19 protein-coding genes are annotated in these 17,274 nt (G+C 69.7%); 8 read left to right on the top strand and 11 right to left on the bottom strand.

Annotated elements, in window-relative coordinates; all coding sequences use genetic code 11:
• The first annotated feature begins 50 nt into the window (after window positions 1-50).
• Together samp2 and HUG10_RS13420 are read left to right on the top strand one after the other, a co-directional pair.
• Entirely contained in the window at window positions 51-251 is a 201-nt protein-coding gene (gene samp2, locus HUG10_RS13425; protein WP_179170063.1) for a ubiquitin-like small modifier protein SAMP2, read from the top strand.
• Entirely contained in the window at window positions 248-649 is a 402-nt protein-coding gene (locus tag HUG10_RS13420; RefSeq protein ID WP_179170062.1) for a GNAT family N-acetyltransferase, read from the top strand. Before samp2 ends, HUG10_RS13420 begins: the two co-directional genes overlap by 4 nt.
• On the opposite strand, the gene HUG10_RS13415 is transcribed toward HUG10_RS13420, so the two are convergent.
• Complete coding sequence (locus tag HUG10_RS13415; protein ID WP_179170061.1) at window positions 629-2,008, bottom strand: phosphoglucomutase/phosphomannomutase family protein; 1,380 nt, start codon at window positions 2,006-2,008, stop codon at window positions 629-631. The genes HUG10_RS13420 and HUG10_RS13415 overlap by 21 nt on opposite strands.
• Before the next feature lie 112 nt (window positions 2,009-2,120).
• Here HUG10_RS13415 and HUG10_RS13410 point away from each other — a divergent pair, with 112 nt between their 5' ends.
• Window positions 2,121-2,726 carry an NADPH-dependent FMN reductase gene (locus HUG10_RS13410; RefSeq protein ID WP_179170060.1) on the top strand — a complete coding sequence of 202 codons (606 nt, stop codon included), beginning with the start codon at window positions 2,121-2,123 and terminating at the stop codon, window positions 2,724-2,726.
• Between the two features lie 28 nt (window positions 2,727-2,754).
• Here HUG10_RS13410 and HUG10_RS13405 read toward each other — a convergent pair whose 3' ends face one another.
• The 3 genes from HUG10_RS13405 to larB all read right to left on the bottom strand — a co-directional run bounded on the left by HUG10_RS13405 (window position 2,755) and on the right by larB (window position 4,233).
• The gene (locus tag HUG10_RS13405; RefSeq protein WP_179170059.1) at window positions 2,755-3,003 is read right to left on the bottom strand and encodes a GIY-YIG nuclease family protein; all 249 of its coding nucleotides are present in this window, start codon (window positions 3,001-3,003) and stop codon (window positions 2,755-2,757) included.
• A 120-nt stretch (window positions 3,004-3,123) separates the two neighbouring features.
• Entirely contained in the window at window positions 3,124-3,276 is a 153-nt protein-coding gene (locus HUG10_RS13400; RefSeq protein ID WP_179170058.1) for a DUF7563 family protein, read from the bottom strand.
• Window positions 3,277-3,387: 111 nt separating this feature from the next.
• Window positions 3,388-4,233, bottom strand: a complete 846-nt coding sequence (gene larB / locus HUG10_RS13395) for a nickel pincer cofactor biosynthesis protein LarB (protein ID WP_179170057.1) — start codon at window positions 4,231-4,233, stop codon at window positions 3,388-3,390.
• A gap of 231 nt (window positions 4,234-4,464) precedes the next feature.
• Between larB and HUG10_RS13390 the strand changes: the two genes are divergently transcribed.
• Entirely contained in the window at window positions 4,465-4,632 is a 168-nt protein-coding gene (locus tag HUG10_RS13390; RefSeq protein WP_179170056.1) for a DUF1931 domain-containing protein, read from the top strand.
• A gap of 24 nt (window positions 4,633-4,656) precedes the next feature.
• Here HUG10_RS13390 and rpiA read toward each other — a convergent pair whose 3' ends face one another.
• The 3 genes from rpiA to arcD form a co-directional block, all read right to left on the bottom strand.
• Complete coding sequence (gene rpiA / locus HUG10_RS13385; protein WP_179170055.1) at window positions 4,657-5,349, bottom strand: ribose-5-phosphate isomerase RpiA; 693 nt, start codon at window positions 5,347-5,349, stop codon at window positions 4,657-4,659.
• A gap of 216 nt (window positions 5,350-5,565) precedes the next feature.
• Window positions 5,566-5,760, bottom strand: coding sequence for a cold-shock protein (locus tag HUG10_RS13380; protein ID WP_179169020.1), 195 nt, complete (start codon window positions 5,758-5,760; stop codon window positions 5,566-5,568).
• A 145-nt stretch (window positions 5,761-5,905) separates the two neighbouring features.
• Entirely contained in the window at window positions 5,906-7,360 is a 1,455-nt protein-coding gene (gene arcD, locus HUG10_RS13375; RefSeq protein ID WP_179170054.1) for an arginine/ornithine antiporter ArcD, read from the bottom strand.
• A 203-nt stretch (window positions 7,361-7,563) separates the two neighbouring features.
• Between arcD and HUG10_RS13370 the strand changes: the two genes are divergently transcribed.
• The 3 genes from HUG10_RS13370 (at window position 7,564) to HUG10_RS13360 (ending at window position 11,318) form a co-directional block, all read left to right on the top strand.
• On the top strand, window positions 7,564-7,806 hold the full coding sequence (locus HUG10_RS13370) for a ferredoxin (RefSeq protein WP_179170053.1): 243 nt from the start codon (window positions 7,564-7,566) through the stop codon (window positions 7,804-7,806).
• A gap of 643 nt (window positions 7,807-8,449) precedes the next feature.
• Complete coding sequence (locus HUG10_RS13365) at window positions 8,450-10,924, top strand: DEAD/DEAH box helicase (RefSeq protein ID WP_179170052.1); 2,475 nt, start codon at window positions 8,450-8,452, stop codon at window positions 10,922-10,924.
• A 67-nt stretch (window positions 10,925-10,991) separates the two neighbouring features.
• The gene (locus tag HUG10_RS13360; protein WP_179170051.1) at window positions 10,992-11,318 is read left to right on the top strand and encodes a hypothetical protein; all 327 of its coding nucleotides are present in this window, start codon (window positions 10,992-10,994) and stop codon (window positions 11,316-11,318) included.
• Window positions 11,319-11,355: 37 nt separating this feature from the next.
• On the opposite strand, the gene HUG10_RS13355 is transcribed toward HUG10_RS13360, so the two are convergent.
• The 4 genes from HUG10_RS13355 to HUG10_RS13340 form a co-directional block, all read right to left on the bottom strand.
• Entirely contained in the window at window positions 11,356-12,882 is a 1,527-nt protein-coding gene (locus tag HUG10_RS13355) for a TrkH family potassium uptake protein (RefSeq protein WP_246310139.1), read from the bottom strand.
• A gap of 283 nt (window positions 12,883-13,165) precedes the next feature.
• Window positions 13,166-13,519 carry a DUF4260 domain-containing protein gene (locus HUG10_RS13350; RefSeq protein WP_179170049.1) on the bottom strand — a complete coding sequence of 118 codons (354 nt, stop codon included), beginning with the start codon at window positions 13,517-13,519 and terminating at the stop codon, window positions 13,166-13,168.
• A 37-nt stretch (window positions 13,520-13,556) separates the two neighbouring features.
• On the bottom strand, window positions 13,557-14,282 hold the full coding sequence (locus tag HUG10_RS13345) for an Sjogren's syndrome/scleroderma autoantigen 1 family protein (RefSeq protein WP_179170048.1): 726 nt from the start codon (window positions 14,280-14,282) through the stop codon (window positions 13,557-13,559).
• 45 nt (window positions 14,283-14,327) lie between these two features.
• The gene (locus HUG10_RS13340; protein ID WP_179170047.1) at window positions 14,328-14,789 is read right to left on the bottom strand and encodes a histidine kinase; all 462 of its coding nucleotides are present in this window, start codon (window positions 14,787-14,789) and stop codon (window positions 14,328-14,330) included.
• Window positions 14,790-14,934: 145 nt separating this feature from the next.
• Between HUG10_RS13340 and HUG10_RS13335 the strand changes: the two genes are divergently transcribed.
• On the top strand, window positions 14,935-17,124 hold the full coding sequence (locus tag HUG10_RS13335; RefSeq protein WP_343203200.1) for an ATP-dependent DNA helicase: 2,190 nt from the start codon (window positions 14,935-14,937) through the stop codon (window positions 17,122-17,124).
• Window positions 17,125-17,274: the final 150 nt, after the last annotated feature.

The raw sequence follows: 17,274 nt of genomic DNA, 5'->3' as shown, positions 1-17,274 counted from the left end.
TTCGCTCGCCGAGAGGGAACGCTGAAATCCGCGGGCCGCCGACTCCGGGCATGGACGTGACCGTCGAGGTCGTCGGCGAGGGGGTCGAGGAGGTGTCCCTGGCCGGGGACGCGACGTACGCCGACCTCTGCCGGGCGGTCGGCTACTCGCCGCACGAGGTGACGGCGCTGGTGGACGGGTCGCCCGTGCCCGACGACCGCGCGGTCGACGCGGCTCGGGTGAAGGTGCTCCGGCTCATCAAGGGCGGATGACCGGGGAGCCGTCCGGCGGTGTCGCGGTTCGCCCGGCCGACCCCGACGACGCGCTCGACGTTCGGCGCGTCGTCGACGGCGCGCTGCTGGACGTCCCCGAGGACCTGGACGACCGGATCCGCGCGGGCGACGTACTCGTCGCGGCGGACGACGGCAGCGTCGTCGGCGCGATCGTCCTCGACGGGAGCCACGTCGAGGCCGTCGCGGTCCGCCGGCGACGACGCGGGGACGGCGTGGGAAGCGAACTCGTCGACGCCGCGGCCGGGCGAGTGGACGGTCCGCTCACGGCCGACTTCCGACCGGCGATCCGGCCGTTCTACGAGTCGATCGGGTTCGACGTCGACGGTTCGGGTGAGAACGAGAGACTCCGGGGTCGCCTACACGAGCGGTTCGACTAGCTCCCGGCCGTCCGCCAGGATCGCCCGCGAGCGCTCCTCCGAACTCGACTCCGCGTAGACGCGCATCTTCGGCTCCGTGCCGCTCGGCCGGACGAGCATCCACGAGCCGTCATCGAGGAGCAGTTTGAACCCGTCCACGGTCACCACGTCGGCGACCGCCTGACCGGCCACCTCGTCGGGGATGTGGTCGGCCAGGTCGTCGATGACCCGCTCCTTCTCGGCGTCCGGGCAGTCGACGCTGATCTTGTCGGCGACGATGCGGCCGTGTTCGGCCTCCAGCCGGTCCACGCGGTCGTCGTAGGGTTCCTCCGCCTCCGTCGCGGCCGCGAGCAGCGCCATCAGCACCCCGTCCTTCTCGCGGACGTGCCCGCGGATCGTGAACCCGCCCGACTCCTCGCCTCCGACGAGCGCGTCGTGCTCGCCGATGGCCTGCGCGACCCACTTGAATCCGACCGGCGTCTCGTAGACCTGCTCACCATGATCCTCGGCGATTCGGTCGATGAGGAACGTCGTCGAGACGGTCCGCACGGCGGGGCCGGACCGGTCGTCGAGCATGCTGTCGTACGTCGCCGCGAAGAAGAGGTTCTCGTCGAGGAAGCCGCGCTCGGGCGTCACGATCGCCAGCCGGTCGGAGTCGCCGTCGTTTGCGACGCCGATGTCGGCGTCGCCCGACTGGACTCGCTCCACGAGTTCCCGCAGGTTCTCGGCGCTCGGTTCGGGCGGGGAGCCCCCGAACGCCTCGTCGCGCTCGGTGCGGAGGCGGACCACCTCGGCGCCCATCGATTCGAGGAGGGCGTCGGTGACGCCGCGGCCGCTCCCGTGCATCGCGTCGTAGGCGACCGTGAGCCCGGAGAGGTCCGCGCCCACGAGGTCGCGGGCGTGTTCGGCGTGGGAGGCGACGAGGTCGACGCGCTCGACGTCACCCCACTCGTCGGTCGTCTTCGGGTCTGCCGCGCGCAGGTTCGCCTCGATGCGCTCGGTGACCTCAGGTAGCGCGGGCGCGCCGTCGTCCGGGATGAACTTCACGCCGTTGTACTCGGGCGGGTTGTGCGATGCCGTGACCATCATCGCGCCCGCGGCGCCGCGCTCGACGACCGCGTGGGCGACGAGGGGCGTCGGGCAGTCGCGCTCCGGGAGGAGCACGTCGAACCCGTTGCCGGCGAGCACCTCGGCGAGCGACTCGGCGAACCCCTCACTCGTCGGCCGGGCGTCGTAGCCGACGACGACCGGGCCCGCCTCCTCGGCCTCGCTCAGGTAGTCGGCGACCGCCTGCCCGACCGCCCGGACGCGCTCGTCCGTGAAGGTGTCGAGCGTCGCCCGCCAGCCGTCCGTCCCGAAGTTGATGGGGTCGGTGTCCATACGTGCCGGTCGCCGGCCGAGGAGAAAAAGCCGGTGACGCCGTCCGCGCCGGGCGGTTCCGAACAGTTCGGGTATCGTGGCGCTTTTCGCTCCGGACGACCGAGTTCCGCCGATGACGGAGGCACCTCGCGTGGTCGCGGTCTGCGGCTCCCGTCGCGAGGGGAGCTACACCCGCGCCGCGCTCCACTACGCGCTCGACGCGGCCGGCGAAGCCGGCGCCGAGACCGACTACATCGACCTCGGCGACCCCGCGCTCGACGTCCCGCTGTACCACCCCGACGTCGACCCCAAGGACGCGGGCGACGTCGCCGAACTCCTCGAGCGGATGCGGGCGGCCGACGGCGCGTTAATCGGCACCCCGGTGTACCACGGCTCGTACTCCTCGACGTTCCGGAGCTTCCACGACTGGTGTTCCTTCGACGAGTACGAGGACACCGTCGTCGGGCTGTTCGCCGTCGCCGGCGGGGGCTCCTACGAGGCAACGCTCGAACACATGCGGGCGACCATCCGCGGCGTCCACGGCTGGACCGCGCCGCTCCAGGTCGGCCTCCGGAACGCCCGAAATCGGTTCGAGAGGCGGGACGGGCCGGGCGAGGGGATCGGCGCCGAGTCGAACTTCGAATTCGTCGACGAGGGACTGCGCGAGCGGACGCTGAAACTCGGCCGGCGGGTCGCCCACTACGCCGGCAACAAGGACGAGTTCCTCGACGTCGTCTGAAGCGCCGACGGGAGCCCCGGCGAGGGGGTCAGTCGTCCGCGACGAGCCGTTCCTTCCGCACGCGGGAGAGCTGTTTGACCTCGTACTCGCGACCCATCGCGGCCGACTGCGAGGAGTACGCCTCCACGTGGACGAGTTCGACGGGGGTCCGACCCCGGGTGTACTTCGCGCCCTCCCCGGCGTCGTGCTCGGCGACGCGGCGCTCGACGTCGGTGGTGTAGCCCGTGTAGAAGGTGCCGTCGGCGCACTCGATGACGTAGACGAAGTGCTCGGTCACGGTCGGGGGGAAGCGTCTCCCGAAGTTAAGTCGGCCGAACGCCGCGTCGTCCCGCCCGGAGTCCGGTCGGGCGGGGTGGCGTGGAGTCGAGACGACGTTCTACACTGGTCAGTGAGCGGTTCAGTCGTCGGCGCGGGTCCGCTCTCGTGCCGCTTCGGCGATCCCTGCGTTCGCCGAGCACGAGGGACAGGCGTTGAGCCGTCCGTGCTCGTCGCTGAACACGCGGGCGAAGCGGTCCGAAATATGCGACCCGCAGTTGTCGCAGCGTGGCATAGTCGACCGGCATCCACGGTGGCCGGTGGGGTCGCATACGACGGCATGACTGATATACTCTTTCACCCGATCCGCCGAGAACGGCCTTTATTCCGGCTCAGGAGGTCGAAATCAGGCTTCCGTACGTGCCCGTGCAACCCGGCGGGCGACGAGGGCCGCCTGCGCGCCCGCGATGAACCCGGCGTCGACGTTCACCGTCGAGAGCACCGTGCACGACTGGAGCATCCCGAGCAGCGCGGCCAGCCCACCGCCGCCGACGCCGTAGCCGGACGACACCGGGAGCCCGACGACCGGGACGTCGACGAGGCCGGCGACGACGGTCGGGAGCGCCCCCTCGCGGCCGGCCGCGACGACGAGGCAGTCGGCCGCCCGGAGGTCGTCGACGACGTCGAGGACCCGGTCGAGGTTCGCCACGCCGACGTCCTCGATCACGTCCACCCGCGGACCGGCCTCGCGGGCCACGACCGCCGCCTCGCCGGCCGCCGTGGCGTCTGCGGTGCCGCCGGTGACGACGGCGACGGTCGCGTCGACCGACGGGGGCTCGAAGTCGGGGGTTCGGGCGACGATCGTCCGGGCGCGGGCGTTCCGCTCGACCGTCGCCTCCGGGTGCGCCTCCTCGAGGTACGCCCGCACGCGGTCGACCGTTCGCTCGTCCGCGCGTGTCACCAGCGCGCGACCCGTCGTCTCCAGCGCCGTTCCGGCCAGCGCCGCGGCCTCGGCGGGCGTCTTTCCCTCGGCCAGGATGCCCTCCGGGAGTCCGCGCCGGCGTTCCCTGCTCGCGTCGAACAGCGCGCTGCGTGAACCGGCAGGGGAGTCGTCCGCCTCCTCGGAACCGTCAGCCGTTCCATCGCCGGACTCGGCCGCCGATAGTTCGGCCGTTGCGTAGCCGTTGAGCCGGGCCTCGGCCTCCGCGGGCGTGAGGTCACCGGCCGCGACGGCCTCGAGCGTGTCTCGCATGGGTGGGTCTGGGAACCGCAGCGACTCCAAGCCGTCGGTGCGGGTCGGCACGTGGGCAATCCTCTTGGATAAGTAAGACGATTTTCCGAATTCGGTGGGATGTGCGGAGGGTGGGTGGGGGGTGTTCGGGGGGTGGGGGAGGGTCGAATCCGCCGTGAACGGGCGCGAGAGGCGTTCGCTTCGGCCTCACTTGGGAAATCTTATAAGGAGGGACGGAAAAAACCCGGGTGCATGGCAGACCTCATCGTCAAGGCAGCCGTCAAGGAGTACCTGGATGACAAGAACGTCGCGTCGGATTTCTACGACGCGCTCGACGGGGAAGTTTCCGAGCTTCTTGAGGACGCCGCCCGCCGCGCGGAGGAGAACGACCGTAAGACGGTCCAGCCGCGCGACCTGTAACCAGGCGACCTAACCCTCCATTCTTTAGCGAACCGACCGCGTAGCGACGCCGCCGTCAGCGTCGCCGACGTGGAGTTCGTCCGCCAGCCCGACGAACAGCCCGTGCTCCAGCACGCCCGGAATCCCGGAGAGCCGCCGCGCCAGCGCCGCCGGTTCGGTGACGCTCCCGAAGTCGCAGTCGAGCACCAAGTTCCCGTTGTCGGTGACGACCGGGCCGTCCTTCCGCTCTGCCGCCCGGAGTTCGGGGTCGCCGCCAGCATCCCGGACCGTCTCGGCGACGGTCGCCCGGGCGTCCGGGAGCACCTCGACGGGGACCGGGTGGGAGAGCACGTCGGCGACCTTCGAGTCGTCGACGACAACGACGAAGCGATCCGCCGCCGCGTCCACGACCTTCTCGCGCGTGTGGGCGGCCCCGCCGCCCTTCACCAGGTTCCCGTCGGCGACCTGGTCGGCGCCGTCGATGGCGACGTCGATCCGCGACACGTCGGCGAGCGATTCGAGCGGGACGCCGACCTCGCGGGCGAGTTCGCGCGACTGGTAGGACGTGGCTACGCCCGCGACGTCGAGCCCCGAATCGACCCGGTCGCCGAGTCGCCGGATGGCGTGTGCCGCCGTGCTCCCGGTGCCGAGGCCGACGAGGTCGCCGTCGGAGACGAGGTCGGCCGCCGACTCGCCGGCGGTGCGCTTGGCCGCCTCGCTGCCGTCGGTGTTCTTCATGCGCGCCTCCACTCGTGCCCCGGGGAAAGCGTTGACGGGGAGTCAGGGACGACCCACGAATCGGGATACGTCAGCCGGAGGAATCGATAGTCATGGCTCGGCAGACCGCAACGGTCGCCAGGTAGACCTGCAACGGTCGCGTCGCTCAGGGATGGTGGTTTGGAAGAATGAAGCCGTCGTCCAGTGCCGCCGTGGGGCGGCGTCTGAAGTCGGTAGTTAGTTGCGGACGACGTTCGTCGCGCGCGGGCCTTTGGGGGCCTGTTCGATGTCGAATTCGATCTCAGTGCCTTCCGTCAGATCCTCGCCGCCGACATCCTCCATGTGGAAGAAAACGTCGTCGTCAGCATCCTCGGTGGAGATGAAACCGTAGCCGCCAGTGTCGTTGAAGAAATCAACTTTTCCGTTCGCCATTTGCAAATAAACGTAGAGCGAGTACACGTAAAGGCGTTCCGAGGGTCGTGATACCACGACCGTCACCACGCCGAACGGGAACCGACGACGATCGACTAAATGCGTCCCAGGTCGCCTGGCGCCTGCGATACTCGAAGCGTCGCCGTCAGCCGTCGGCGGCGACGGGGGCGTCGGCCCCCTCGTCGCGCTCCTCCGCCGAGAAGCCCCACCCCATCAGCGCCGTCGCGAACAGCACGAGCGGCGAGAGGAACGCGAAGAAGTAGTACGGGGCGTACGCGAACGTGCTCACGCCGAACACGCCTGCCATGTACACGCCGCCGGCGTGCCACGGGATGAGCGCGCCCGTCGGCGTGCCGGCCGATTCGATCGCCTGCGAGAGGTCGTCGCTCCCGAGGCCGTACTCGTCGTAGAGGTTCCGGAGCGTCATGCCCGGCACGACGATGCTCATGTACTGCTGGGCGGAGAACACGTTCACCGCGATGGCGGACGCACCCGTCCCGATCACGAGGCCGGTGGTCCCCCGCACGGCGCTCGCCAAGTGGTGGGCTAGCACCGCAAGCACGCCGGTCCGCTCGAGCAGGCCGCCGAGCGAGAGCGCGGCGACGACGACCGAGATGGTCCAGGCGGAGTCGGCGAGGCCACCGCTGGCCAGCAGGTCGTTCACGAGCGCGACGCCCGTCTCCGGGGCGGTGCCGGAGAGGAACACCTCCCAGGCGGCCGTGAACGACTTGCCCTGGACGAGCGAGGTCGTGGCCGTCCCGGCGAGGATGCCCGCCACGAGCGTGGGGAGCGCCGGGTAGCCGTACAGCGCGAGGCCGAACGTGATCACCAGGGGCAGGAAGACGAGCGCGGAGAGGTCGTAGGTGCCCGCGAGCGCGCCCTGGATCTCCCCGACGCGGCCGGCGGGGATGGTTCCGCCGGCGCTGAGGCCGAGCGCGGCGTAGAGGGCGACCGAGAGGCCGAACGCCACGGCCGTCCCGTTCCGCATCGCCCGGATGTGGTCGTAGAGGTCCGTGTTCGTCACGGCGGCTGCGAGGTTCGTCGTGTCCGAGAGCGGCGACTGCTTGTCGCCCGCGTAGGCGCCGCTGAGGATGGCGCCGGCGGTCATCGGCGCCGGGATGGCGAGGCCGGAACCGATGCCGATGAAGGCCACGCCGAGCGTCCCCGCCGTGGTCCAGGAGGAGCCGATGGAGAACGCGACCACGGCCGCGAGGAGGGCCGTCGCCGGGAGGAACACGTCGGGGGTCAGCACCGAGAGGCCGTAGTACATCAGGCCGGGGATCGTCCCCGAACTGATCCACGTCGAGATGAGCGCGTAGATGACGAACAGGATGAGGATCGCCTGGAGGCCCATCAGCAGGCTGTCGGCGATCCCCTCGTAGAGGTCGTCCCAGGAGTACCCGAGCCAGTACTTACCGACGATGCCGGTCAGGACGACGCTCCAGAGCAGCGGGCCGTGCGGGGCGAGTTTCAGGTAGCCCGAGCCGATGCCGAGGAAGACGACGACGCCGAGCACCGGGACGAGCGCCTGCAGGAGGCTCGGTCGCCGCTCCACCGGGATCTCCTCGTACGTGAGCGGGTCGATGGTCAGTGAGGGCACGTGTGGCCCAGGATAATAACTTGAGAGAATTAAAAATGCCGTCTTTATTCTCTTATTGCATCCCAACTGGAATCTTCTCTCTCGTGCCAGGTCGAGATCTGTTCGCGAGTCGGAACGGGCCTCGCGCAGTTATCCTCGATGCGGGACCGCGCGTCCGGGCGCAGAGGCAAGTCGTTAGTACCCCGGCTCACCTAGCCCCGGCAATGAGGATCGAGTTCGACCGCGACACCTGCGTCGGCATGTTCCAGTGCGTCGCGGAGTGGGACGCCTTCGAGAAGAACATGGACGACGGGAAGGCGGACCTCCGGGGCGCCGAGGAGATCGAGGAGAACCTCTTCTCGCTGGAGGTCCCCGAGGGGGAGGAGCTCGACGCGAAGTTCGCCGCGCGCACGTGTCCCGTGGACGCGATCCGGCTGTACGACGACGACGGCGAGCAGGTCGTCTAGGTTCTCGTCGTCGGTTCTGCGTCGTTCGTGAGCGTGGAGAGCCACAGGGGTGACCTCGAAAGCCCCCGCGACCCCTTTCAGTCCCGCCCGCCCGCAGCCACCTTATCTCGGAGCATGCTCCTCGCGCGACGTCGACTGACCCGGAGGCCAGCCGCCGCGCGCCGAGCGGCCGATTCCCCGACGACGCGTCCGGAATCGTAGTCGCATCGCTCCGCCGGACCACCGATCGGGTGGGACTGAAAGGGCCGCGTTCTCGGCGAGCCTGGACCCGTCAAGCACCGCGGGCGAGCAAAGCGAGCCGAGGAGCGCAGGCGCGGTCCCGACCGTCGAGAACGCGGGGGCTTTCGAATCGTTTGCTGCGGAGATCGCCGATTCGGATCGGTCGAACGCGTGTCCGGTTCACCACCATCCAAGCGACCGCCGGGGGAATCGTTATTAGGAATCTCGCGTTCACATCGAACGATGACCGATTCCCAGGACTGCCACATCCCCGAGTGGGCGGCGCTCATGGACGTGTCGGTCCCCGAGACGGCCTGCGAGGAGCGGGCCCTCGGTTCCCGGCCGCGCGAGGACGCCTGAGCGCCGGCTTCAGTTCCGCTCCGGTTGACGAACTTTTACCCGCGGTGACGGCGAAGGGACACCGATGGCGGAGGCCGCCGACCCCGAGACAGAGTACGTCGACCACGCCCTCCTGAACCCCGGGTTCATCGAGCGGCGGCGCTACCAGATCCGACTCGCCGAGACCGCGAAGCGGGGCGACACCCTCGTCTGCCTGCCCACCGGGCTCGGCAAGACCACCGTGTCGCTGCTCGTGACGGCCCACCGGCTCTCGGAGGTCGGCGGCAAGGCGCTGCTGCTGGCGCCGACGAAGCCGCTGGTCCAGCAGCACGCGGAGTTCTACCGCGAGGCGCTGGCGGTGCCCGACGACGAGATCGTCGTCTTCACCGGCGACGTGAAGCCCGCCGACCGGGCGGCGCTGTGGGACGACGCGCGGGTCGTCATCGCCACGCCCCAGGTGGTCGAGAACGACCTCGTCGGCAACCGCGTCTCGCTCGCCGACGTGACCCACGTCACCTTCGACGAGTGCCACCGCGCGACCGGCGACTACGCGTACGTGTACATCGCCGAGCGCTACCACGCCGACGCGGAGCGACCCCTCGTCACGGGGATGTCCGCCTCGCCGGGCGGCGACGAGGAGGAGATCCTGATCGTCTGCGAGAACCTCGGGCTCGACGAGGTGGAGGTGATGACCGAGGCCGACTCGGACGTGTCGGAGTACACCTACGACACGGACGTCCAGTGGGAGAAGATCGAACTCCCGGAGTCGGTCGTCGAGATCCGCGACGCGCTGAACGAGGTGATCAGCGACCGGCTCGAGATGCTGAAGTCGCTCGGCGTCTCGAACACGACCCAGCCCGATGTCTCCCAGAAGCAGCTCAACAAGATGCGCGCGCAGCTCCAGCGCATGATGGACGCGGGCAAGTCGGACGCGTACAAGGGGATGTCCGTCCACGCCGAGGTGATGAAGCTCCGGCGCGCGGTCGAACTCGTCGAGACCCAGAGCGTCGAGGCGCTCCGGCGCTACTTCGAGCGCCAGCGCAACGCCGCCCGGTCGTCCGGGGCGTCGAAGGCGAGCCAACGGATGATCGCCGAGCCGAAGGTGCGGGAGGCGATGCGGAGGGCCGAGTCGTTCGACGACCTCCACCCGAAGTTCCGCCGGACGCGCGTGCTGCTCGCCCAGACGCTCGGAATCGGCGGCGGCGAGCGCGTCATCGTGTTCACGGAGTCGCGCGACACCGCCGAGGCGCTGACGGAGTTCCTCTCCGCCTCCTTCGACACCCGGCGGTTCGTCGGGCAGGGCGACAAGGAGGGGTCGGACGGAATGACCCAGAAGCAGCAGCAGGAGACGCTCGACGCCTTCCGCGCCGGCGAGTTCGAGGTGCTCGTCTCCACCTCGGTCGCCGAGGAGGGGCTGGACGTGCCGGAGGTCGACCTGGTGCTGTTCTTCGAGCCGGTCCCGACGGCCATCCGGTCCATCCAGCGGAAGGGCCGGACCGGCCGGCAGGACGAGGGGGAGGTCGTCGTGCTGATGGCCGAGGACACCCGCGACGAGGCGTACTTCTGGATCAGCCGGCGCAAGGAGAAGCAGATGGAGGAGGAGCTCCGGTCGCTGAAGGGCGTCGCCGAGAACGTCGAGGAGGAACTCGGCGGCGACGGGCAGTCAGACCTCTCGTCGTTCGACGAGAGCGAGGCAGGCGACGGCGCCGCGGACGGGAGGTCCGCGAAGGGCGGGTCGTCCGGCGCTGACACCGCGGAGGGAGGGTCCGGGAGCGCCTCCGCGACCGCGGATACCCAGCCGGGACTCACGGACTTCGACGCCGAAGCCGGCGACGATGCCGACGAAGATACCGACGCCGGCTCTGACGAGGGAGTCGTCGCCACCGCCGGCACCGGCGACGACGTGGAGGGGACCGAGATCGTCATCGACCAGCGCGAACTCGAGTCCACCATCGCGCGCGACCTCTCCACCCGGGAGGGGATCACCACCCGACTGGAGACGCTCGAAGTCGGCGACTACGTGCTCTCGGACCGGGTCGCCGTCGAGCGCAAGTCGGTCGCCGACTTCCTCGACACGCTCGTCGGCGGCGACCGCTCGATGTTCGAGCAGGTTCGCGACACGGCGCGCGCGTACGCCCGGCCGGTCGTCATCGTCGAGGGCGAGGACCTCTACGGCGAGCGGAACGTCCACCCGAACGCCATCCGCGGGGCGCTCTCGTCGCTGGCGATCGACTTCGACGCCTCGGTGCTCCGCACGGAGGACGAGGCGGACACGGCGGACCTGCTGGAGGTCATCGCGCGGCGCGAGCAGGAGACGAACGACCGCGAGGTGTCCGCCCACGGCGAGAAGGCCGCGAAGACGCTCGCCGAGCAGCAGGAGTACGTCGTGAGCTCCATCGCCGACATCGGCCCGGTCACCTCGCGCGCGCTACTGGAGCACTTCGGCACCGTCGAGGCGGTGATGACCGCACGGGAGGGCGACCTGCTGGAGGTGCCGGGCGTCGGCGAGGTGACCGCCGAGCGCATCCGCGAGGTCGTGGGCGCCGAGTACCCGGAGTAGGCGCTCGAACCGGATCGTCGCCCACTTGACCGATAATTTTTCCGTACCCGTGCTCGCAAGCAGACGTATGGTCCCCCCGCGAACCGGCGAGCACGACCGACCGACGAGTCACGCCGACGGTCCGGCCGAGACGGACGGCGGAACCGACCCGGGGTTCGACGAGGCCGCGCTCTACGTCGTCGTCCGCGAGGCCGTCGAGGATGCCATCCTCGGCGCCATCGGGACGCTGATGCTGGTCGGAGTTTCGTTCGTGTTGATAGGGATGGGGTTCACTACCGCCTTCGAGACGGGAGACCCGGCCGGAGCGGCCGTCGGCGCGCTCATGGGCCTGCTCGGGTTGTACGTCGCCGCCTCGACGCTCGAACTCGTCCCACCCGTCAGCGAGTGGCTGTAAGGGGCGAGGAGGAGCGGACTCGAGGCGGGATCGGACCTCACTGCTTCCAGTAGGCGGGCGAGAGGACGATGAGGACCGAGAGCACCTCCAGGCGCCCGAGCCACATGAGGAACACCATGTAGAGCTTCGAGGCGTTCGAGAACGGGAGGAAGTTGTTCATCGGGCCGACGACGCCGACCCCCGGGCCGATGTTCCCGAGCGTCGCGATCGACGCGCTGACCGCCTCGATGGCGGACAGGTCGAGGCCGACGCGGAGCGCGTCCAGGAACAGGACCACGGACGACACCGCGAAGATGGCGAGGAAGCTCAGGACGAGAATGAACACGCCCCTGAGCGTGTCCTCCTCGATCGGCTTCCCCGTGAACCGGATGGGGCGGACCGCCTCGGGGTGGATGGTCGTGTAGAGTTCCCGCGCCATCGCCCGGCGCACGAGCAGCCAGCGGACGATCTTGAGGGACCCCGCCGCGGAGCCGGCCGAGCCGCCGAGGAACATCGCGAGCAGGAGGACGACCTTCGAGGACTCGCCCCACGTGTTGAAGTCCATGCTGGCGTACCCGGTGGTCGTCACGATGGCCACCGTCTGGAACGTCGCCTGCCGGACCGAGTTCCCGAGGTCCCCGGGGATGGGGTCGACGTTCGTCGGGACCGCCGAGAGACCCAGACCCGTGAACAGCAGGGTGGTCAGGAGGACGGCGACGACGCCGATCGCGAGGAGGTACGACCGGAACTCGTCGTTCCGGACCAGCCGGCGGGGCTCGCCCGTGGCGACGTACCACAGGAGCGCGAAGTTCGTCCCGGCGACGATCATGAAGAGGACGACCGCCCACTGGATCGCCGGGGAGAACGCCTCGACGCTCCGTGCTTCGGGGGAGAACCCGCCCGTCGGAAGCGTCGTCAGCGCGTGGGCGACGGCGTTGTACAGGTCCATGTTCGGCGCCATCCCCGCCAGGTGTAGCCCGTAGTACACCGCCACGGCGGCGACGGTGAATCCGACGTAGACCGTCCAGAGGGCGCGGGCGGTGTCGCGGATGCGGGGCGTGAGTTTCTCGAGCGCGAACCCCGGTGCCTCCTCGTTTATCACCTGTGCCCCCCCGACCGAGAGCTCCGGCAGGATAGCGACCATGAGGACGAGGATGCCCATCCCGCCGAGCCACTGGGTGAGCTGTCGCCACAGCAGGATCGACCGCGAGTGGCGGTCGAAGGAGATCTCCCCGAGGACGGTCGCCCCGGTGGTCGTGAACCCGCTCATGCTCTCGAACAGCGCGTTGACGGGATGCGCCACGGTTCCCTCCCCGGCGATCAGGTACGGGAGCGCCCCGATGATCGGGATGGCGAGCCACGTCAGCGCGACCAGCAGGAACCCCTCCCTGTGACCGAGCTCACCGTCGCCGCGAAGCCGCTCGAGCGCGATGCCGAGCCCCGCCATCACCGCGATCGTCACGACGAACGGGACCGGGCTCTCGCGGTAGTAGAGCGCGACGGCCACGGGTAGGACCAGCGCGAGCGACAGGTACTTGAGAACGGTCCCGACGAGTCCGAGGGCGGTCCGGTACTCTACGTACACCCGATACGACCCTCCATGCGACCCCGTAGGGACGGTCGTGGGATATGTCCGACGCCTTCTCCCGCGTTCGTCGACACCGGCGACCCGATCGTTCGCGAGTGGGCCGAAGCGACGCACGAGGCGTACAGGACCGAGTCCGTTCCGCTCGAACAGTCCACCAGGTTCGGTCTGGGAAAGACGATGGCCGGCGGATGGGACTGCTCCACTCGGCGCAGGGACCATCCACCTCCGGACGGCGGAATCCGCCGGATCGCGAACGTGGACACGTCGGCAGGACTGACGGCTACAGCCCGCCGAGGTGCGTCTCTCGGAACCCGGACTCCTCCTTCAGCCCGTACCCGAACGCCCGGTCCGCCCCGATGTGGCCTGCCCACACTGTCCCGCCCCACGCCAGCGGCTCGACGCCGGTGAGCAGGAAACCCGCGAGCAGGGCCAGCGGCCAGACGTACACGTGTACGGCGTTGTACGTGAGCGCGCCGACCTCCGGGCCGACGAGGTAGCCGACCATCGAGAGGTCCGGCGCGAGCGCGAGCACGGCGAGAACCCAGAGGGGACCGTCGAGGACGAGAAGATAGCCGGCGAGTGCGGCGAGGAAGACGGCCGCGCCCTCGACGCGGAGGTAGGTGCGGGTGTTCATCGGCGGGTGGAGGAGGTGCGAGGGGAAAAGGTTCGACTCAGCGCCGCAGGGCGGACAGCGCCGCCGCCGCCTCGCGGGCGGCCGCGAGGTGGTCGCGGGCGACCCGCGGGTCGTCCGTGTCGGCGCCGGCGGCCGCGTGGCGGCTCAGCGCCGCGACGAGGGCTTCGCGTGCCCGGTCGACGTCGCCGGACTGCCCAGTGTCCTTCGGAGTCGTCGGTGGGGACGGTGCGGGCCGCTGATCGTTGCTCGACCCGGCCTGCGAGGGCGGCGCGCGGCGGTGCCCGCCGACGTGTTGGCCGGTCGCGGGCGCGTCGTCGGTACTCCGACCCGCTGAGCCGTCAGTGGGTTGCCCCGCGAGTGCGTCGTCACCGGTCGTCCGGTCGGTCGGGGTTCGTTCGTCGGGCGCGGGGGCCTCGGTCGAGGAGTCGCCGGACGACGGTTCGGCCGGCCGGTCCCGACGGTCCGCCGACGAGGCGTCGGCCTCCTCGGAGTGCGCCTGTGCCTGCGGGTCCCGGCCCTCGGCGCGGCAGGTCACGCAGAACTCCTGGCCGTTCTGCCGGAACAGCGGGTCGCCACAGACGTCGCAGTGCCTGTTCGTCATCGTCGCGCCCTTGAGGAGGAGGTCGCTCATCCGGCGGGTCGACTCGCGCTTCTCGTCGTCGCGGGCGAACTTCTCGCGGAGCTTCTCGCGCTCGGCCTCCTTGTCGAAGCCGGCGTCACCTGTCTCTCCGCCGTCTCCGGGGTCGGCGTCGGTGTCGCTCATAGGTGTGTGATGGACGGGGGCGGCGAAAAAGTCAGCGACGCGCCCCTACAGGTTCCGGACCGCCGGGAACGTCGCGCCGACCACCGCGCCGTACACGACGTGTCCGACGAGGCTCATCGGGTTCAGGTTGGGGAACGGCGGGTTCGCGGGCGATCCGACCGCCGAGAGCCACAGCGGCATCAGCAGGACCGCGAGCGCGACCCAGATGACGACGCCGTAGGCGACGCCCACGCCGATCGACTTCGCCGTGGAGCGGATGTCCGTCGCCTGTGCGAGCGCCGCGAACCCGACGCCCAGCACCGCCGCGTGGGCCATGTGGATCACCCAGCCCGCGAGCCCGCCGGTGAGGCCGTACATGGAGGGGATCGCCACCTCGATGACGGGCGTCATCATCATCGACAGCAGCACGCCCATGGCCGCGCCCCCGGCCAGTCCCGCCACCACGCCACCGCGCCATTCCGTGTTCTCTGTCGATACGCCGGGTTGCGTCCTGGTATCAGTTGCCATACGACTAGGGGGACATTCCCGGCATAGATTACCGTAACTCGGTCGCGCGCGACCGACGGCGAAGGACCATAGAGTTATATACAACGATCCGGCCGGGGACTCGAGCCATCAGAGCGTTGAAATCCGAGGAACCGCTAGTGGGACCGTGTCGACCACCGACGACCACCTGCGCTTCTTCCCGTACGAGGAGCCGTACCCGAACCAGCGGGAGGCGATGGACCGGGTCGGCAACGCGCTCGCGCGGGGCCAGGACGTGCTCCTCGAGGGGGCGCCCGGCACCGGGAAGACGCTCTCCGCGCTCGTGCCGGCGCTCGCACACGCCCGCGAGCACGACCGCACGGTCGTCATCACCACGAACGTCCACCAGCAGATGCGGCAGTTCGTCGAGGACGCCCGCGCCATCAACGAGACCGAACCCATCCGCGCGTCGGTGTTCAAGGGGAAGTCCTCGATGTGCCACATCGACGTGGACTACCAGGAGTGCCAGACGCTGCGGGACACGACCCGGTCGCTCGTCGAGGATCAGAACGACAAGCAGCAGCTCGAACGGCGGCTCGACGACCTCACCGACGAGATGCGCGACGGCGGAAGCGGTGGCGGAGGCGGCGGCGACGGCTCGGCCGCGGAGGCCCGACAGGCGGTCGCGGACGAACTCGAGTCGCTGGAGTCGAACATCGAGGGGGCGACGAACGTCTGCGAGCACTACCTCAACAACCTCACCGCCGACACCGACGAGTTCTTCTCGTGGCTGTTCCGGGACGTGCGTCGGCCCGACGAGGTGTACGAGTACGCCGAGCGACAGGGTCTGTGCGGGTACGAGCTCCTGAAGGAGGGGATGGAGGACGTCGAACTCGTCGTCTGCAACTACCACCACCTGCTCGACCCGCAGATCCGGGAGCAGTTCTTCCGCTGGCTCGACCGCGAGCCGGAGGACGTCATCACGGTGTTCGACGAGGCCCACAACGTCGAGAGCGCCGCCCGCGACCACGCGAGCGAGGCGCTCACCGAGAACACGCTCGAATCGGCGCTCTCGGAACTGGAGGAGACCGACGACTCGCGGGCAGAGCCGGCCGAGAACGTCCTCCGAGCGTTCACGGACGCGCTCCGGGCGACCTGCGAGGACGGGCTCGGCTTCGGCGAGCGCGAGCGCGTCGGCGAGAACTGGTACGACCTCTCGGTCGCGAACGAGGACCGCCGCGACGACCTCACGCTCGCGTTCCTCGAGCGCTACGAGGGGCGGGGCATCCGCGCGGAGTGCGACCTCGCGCTCCAGCTCGGCAAGCGCCTCGACGAGGAGTACGAGGACGCCTACCGCGACGGGGAGACGACCAGCCGGCGGGAGTGTCAGCTCCTCCCCGCGGCGTCGTTCGTCTCGGCGTGGATGGACGGCGGCGGCGAGCTCGGCCAGCACCCGATGGTCTCGGTGCGCCGGGACGCGGGCACCGACGAGGTGTACGGCCGGGCCGAGTTGTACACCTGCATCCCGCGGGAGGTGACCGCGGCGCTGTTCGACGAGGTGTACGCCTCGGTGCTGATGTCCGCGACGCTCCGCCCGTTCGACGTGACCCAGGACGTGCTGGGGCTGAACTCGCCGGCGACGCTGGCGTACGGCCTGGAGTACCCGGAGGAGAACCGCCGGACGTACTCCGTGTCGACGCCGGCGCTGTTCGCCTCGGAGCGCGACGAACCGGACACGCAGGAGACGGTCGCCTCCACGCTCTCGGACGTGATCCGCTTCACGCCGGGCAACAGCCTCCTCTTCTTCCCGTCCTACTCGGAGGCCGAGCGGTACCACGAACTGCTCTCCGGGGACCCCGAACTCGGGACGCTGCTGCTCGACGGTTCGGACCCGGACACCGAGGAGCTGCGTAAGCGACTCGTCGAGAGCGACGACGCCGCACTGTTCACCTCGCTGTGGGGGACGCTGGCGGAGGGCGTGAGCTTCGACGGCGACGCGGCCCGGACCGTCGCGGTCGTCGGCGTGCCGTACCCCCACCTCTCCGAGCGGATGGAGGCGGTGCAGGACGCCTACGACCGGGCCTTCGCGGAGCGCTCGCGGGACGCCGGCTGGGAGTACGCCGTCGAGATCCCGACGGTGCGGAAGACCCGGCAGGCGCTCGGGCGCGTCATCCGCTCGCCGGATGACTTCGGGGTTCGCCTGCTCCTCGACAAGCGCTACACGAACGCGGACATGGGGAAGTACTCCGTGCGCGGGACGTTCCCGCCGGAGGAGCGCGAGGAGCTCATCGACATCCGGCCGGACAAGCTGAAGTTCGCGATGATGAACTTCTACTCCGATCACGACGCCTATTCTGGTTCGCCACCGGAGCCGTAGTCGAGAGGTGCGTCGGTACTGGTCGTGCGGCGCGTTGGATTGACGACCTCGTCGTCACGAGGGAGTACTGTTCACTCTGTGGTGCTCGTAGAGCAGTCGTTCACAACAGTACTGTCGATCGCCGGCAACGACGTTCCTCCTGGTCCCATC

The sequence above is a fragment of the Halorarum halophilum genome (assembly GCF_013401515.1).
Classification (GTDB): domain Archaea; phylum Halobacteriota; class Halobacteria; order Halobacteriales; family Haloferacaceae; genus Halorarum; species Halorarum halophilum.
The sequence above is the reverse complement of the archived record's forward strand: the minus strand, read 5'-3'. Positions and strand labels throughout refer to the sequence as shown.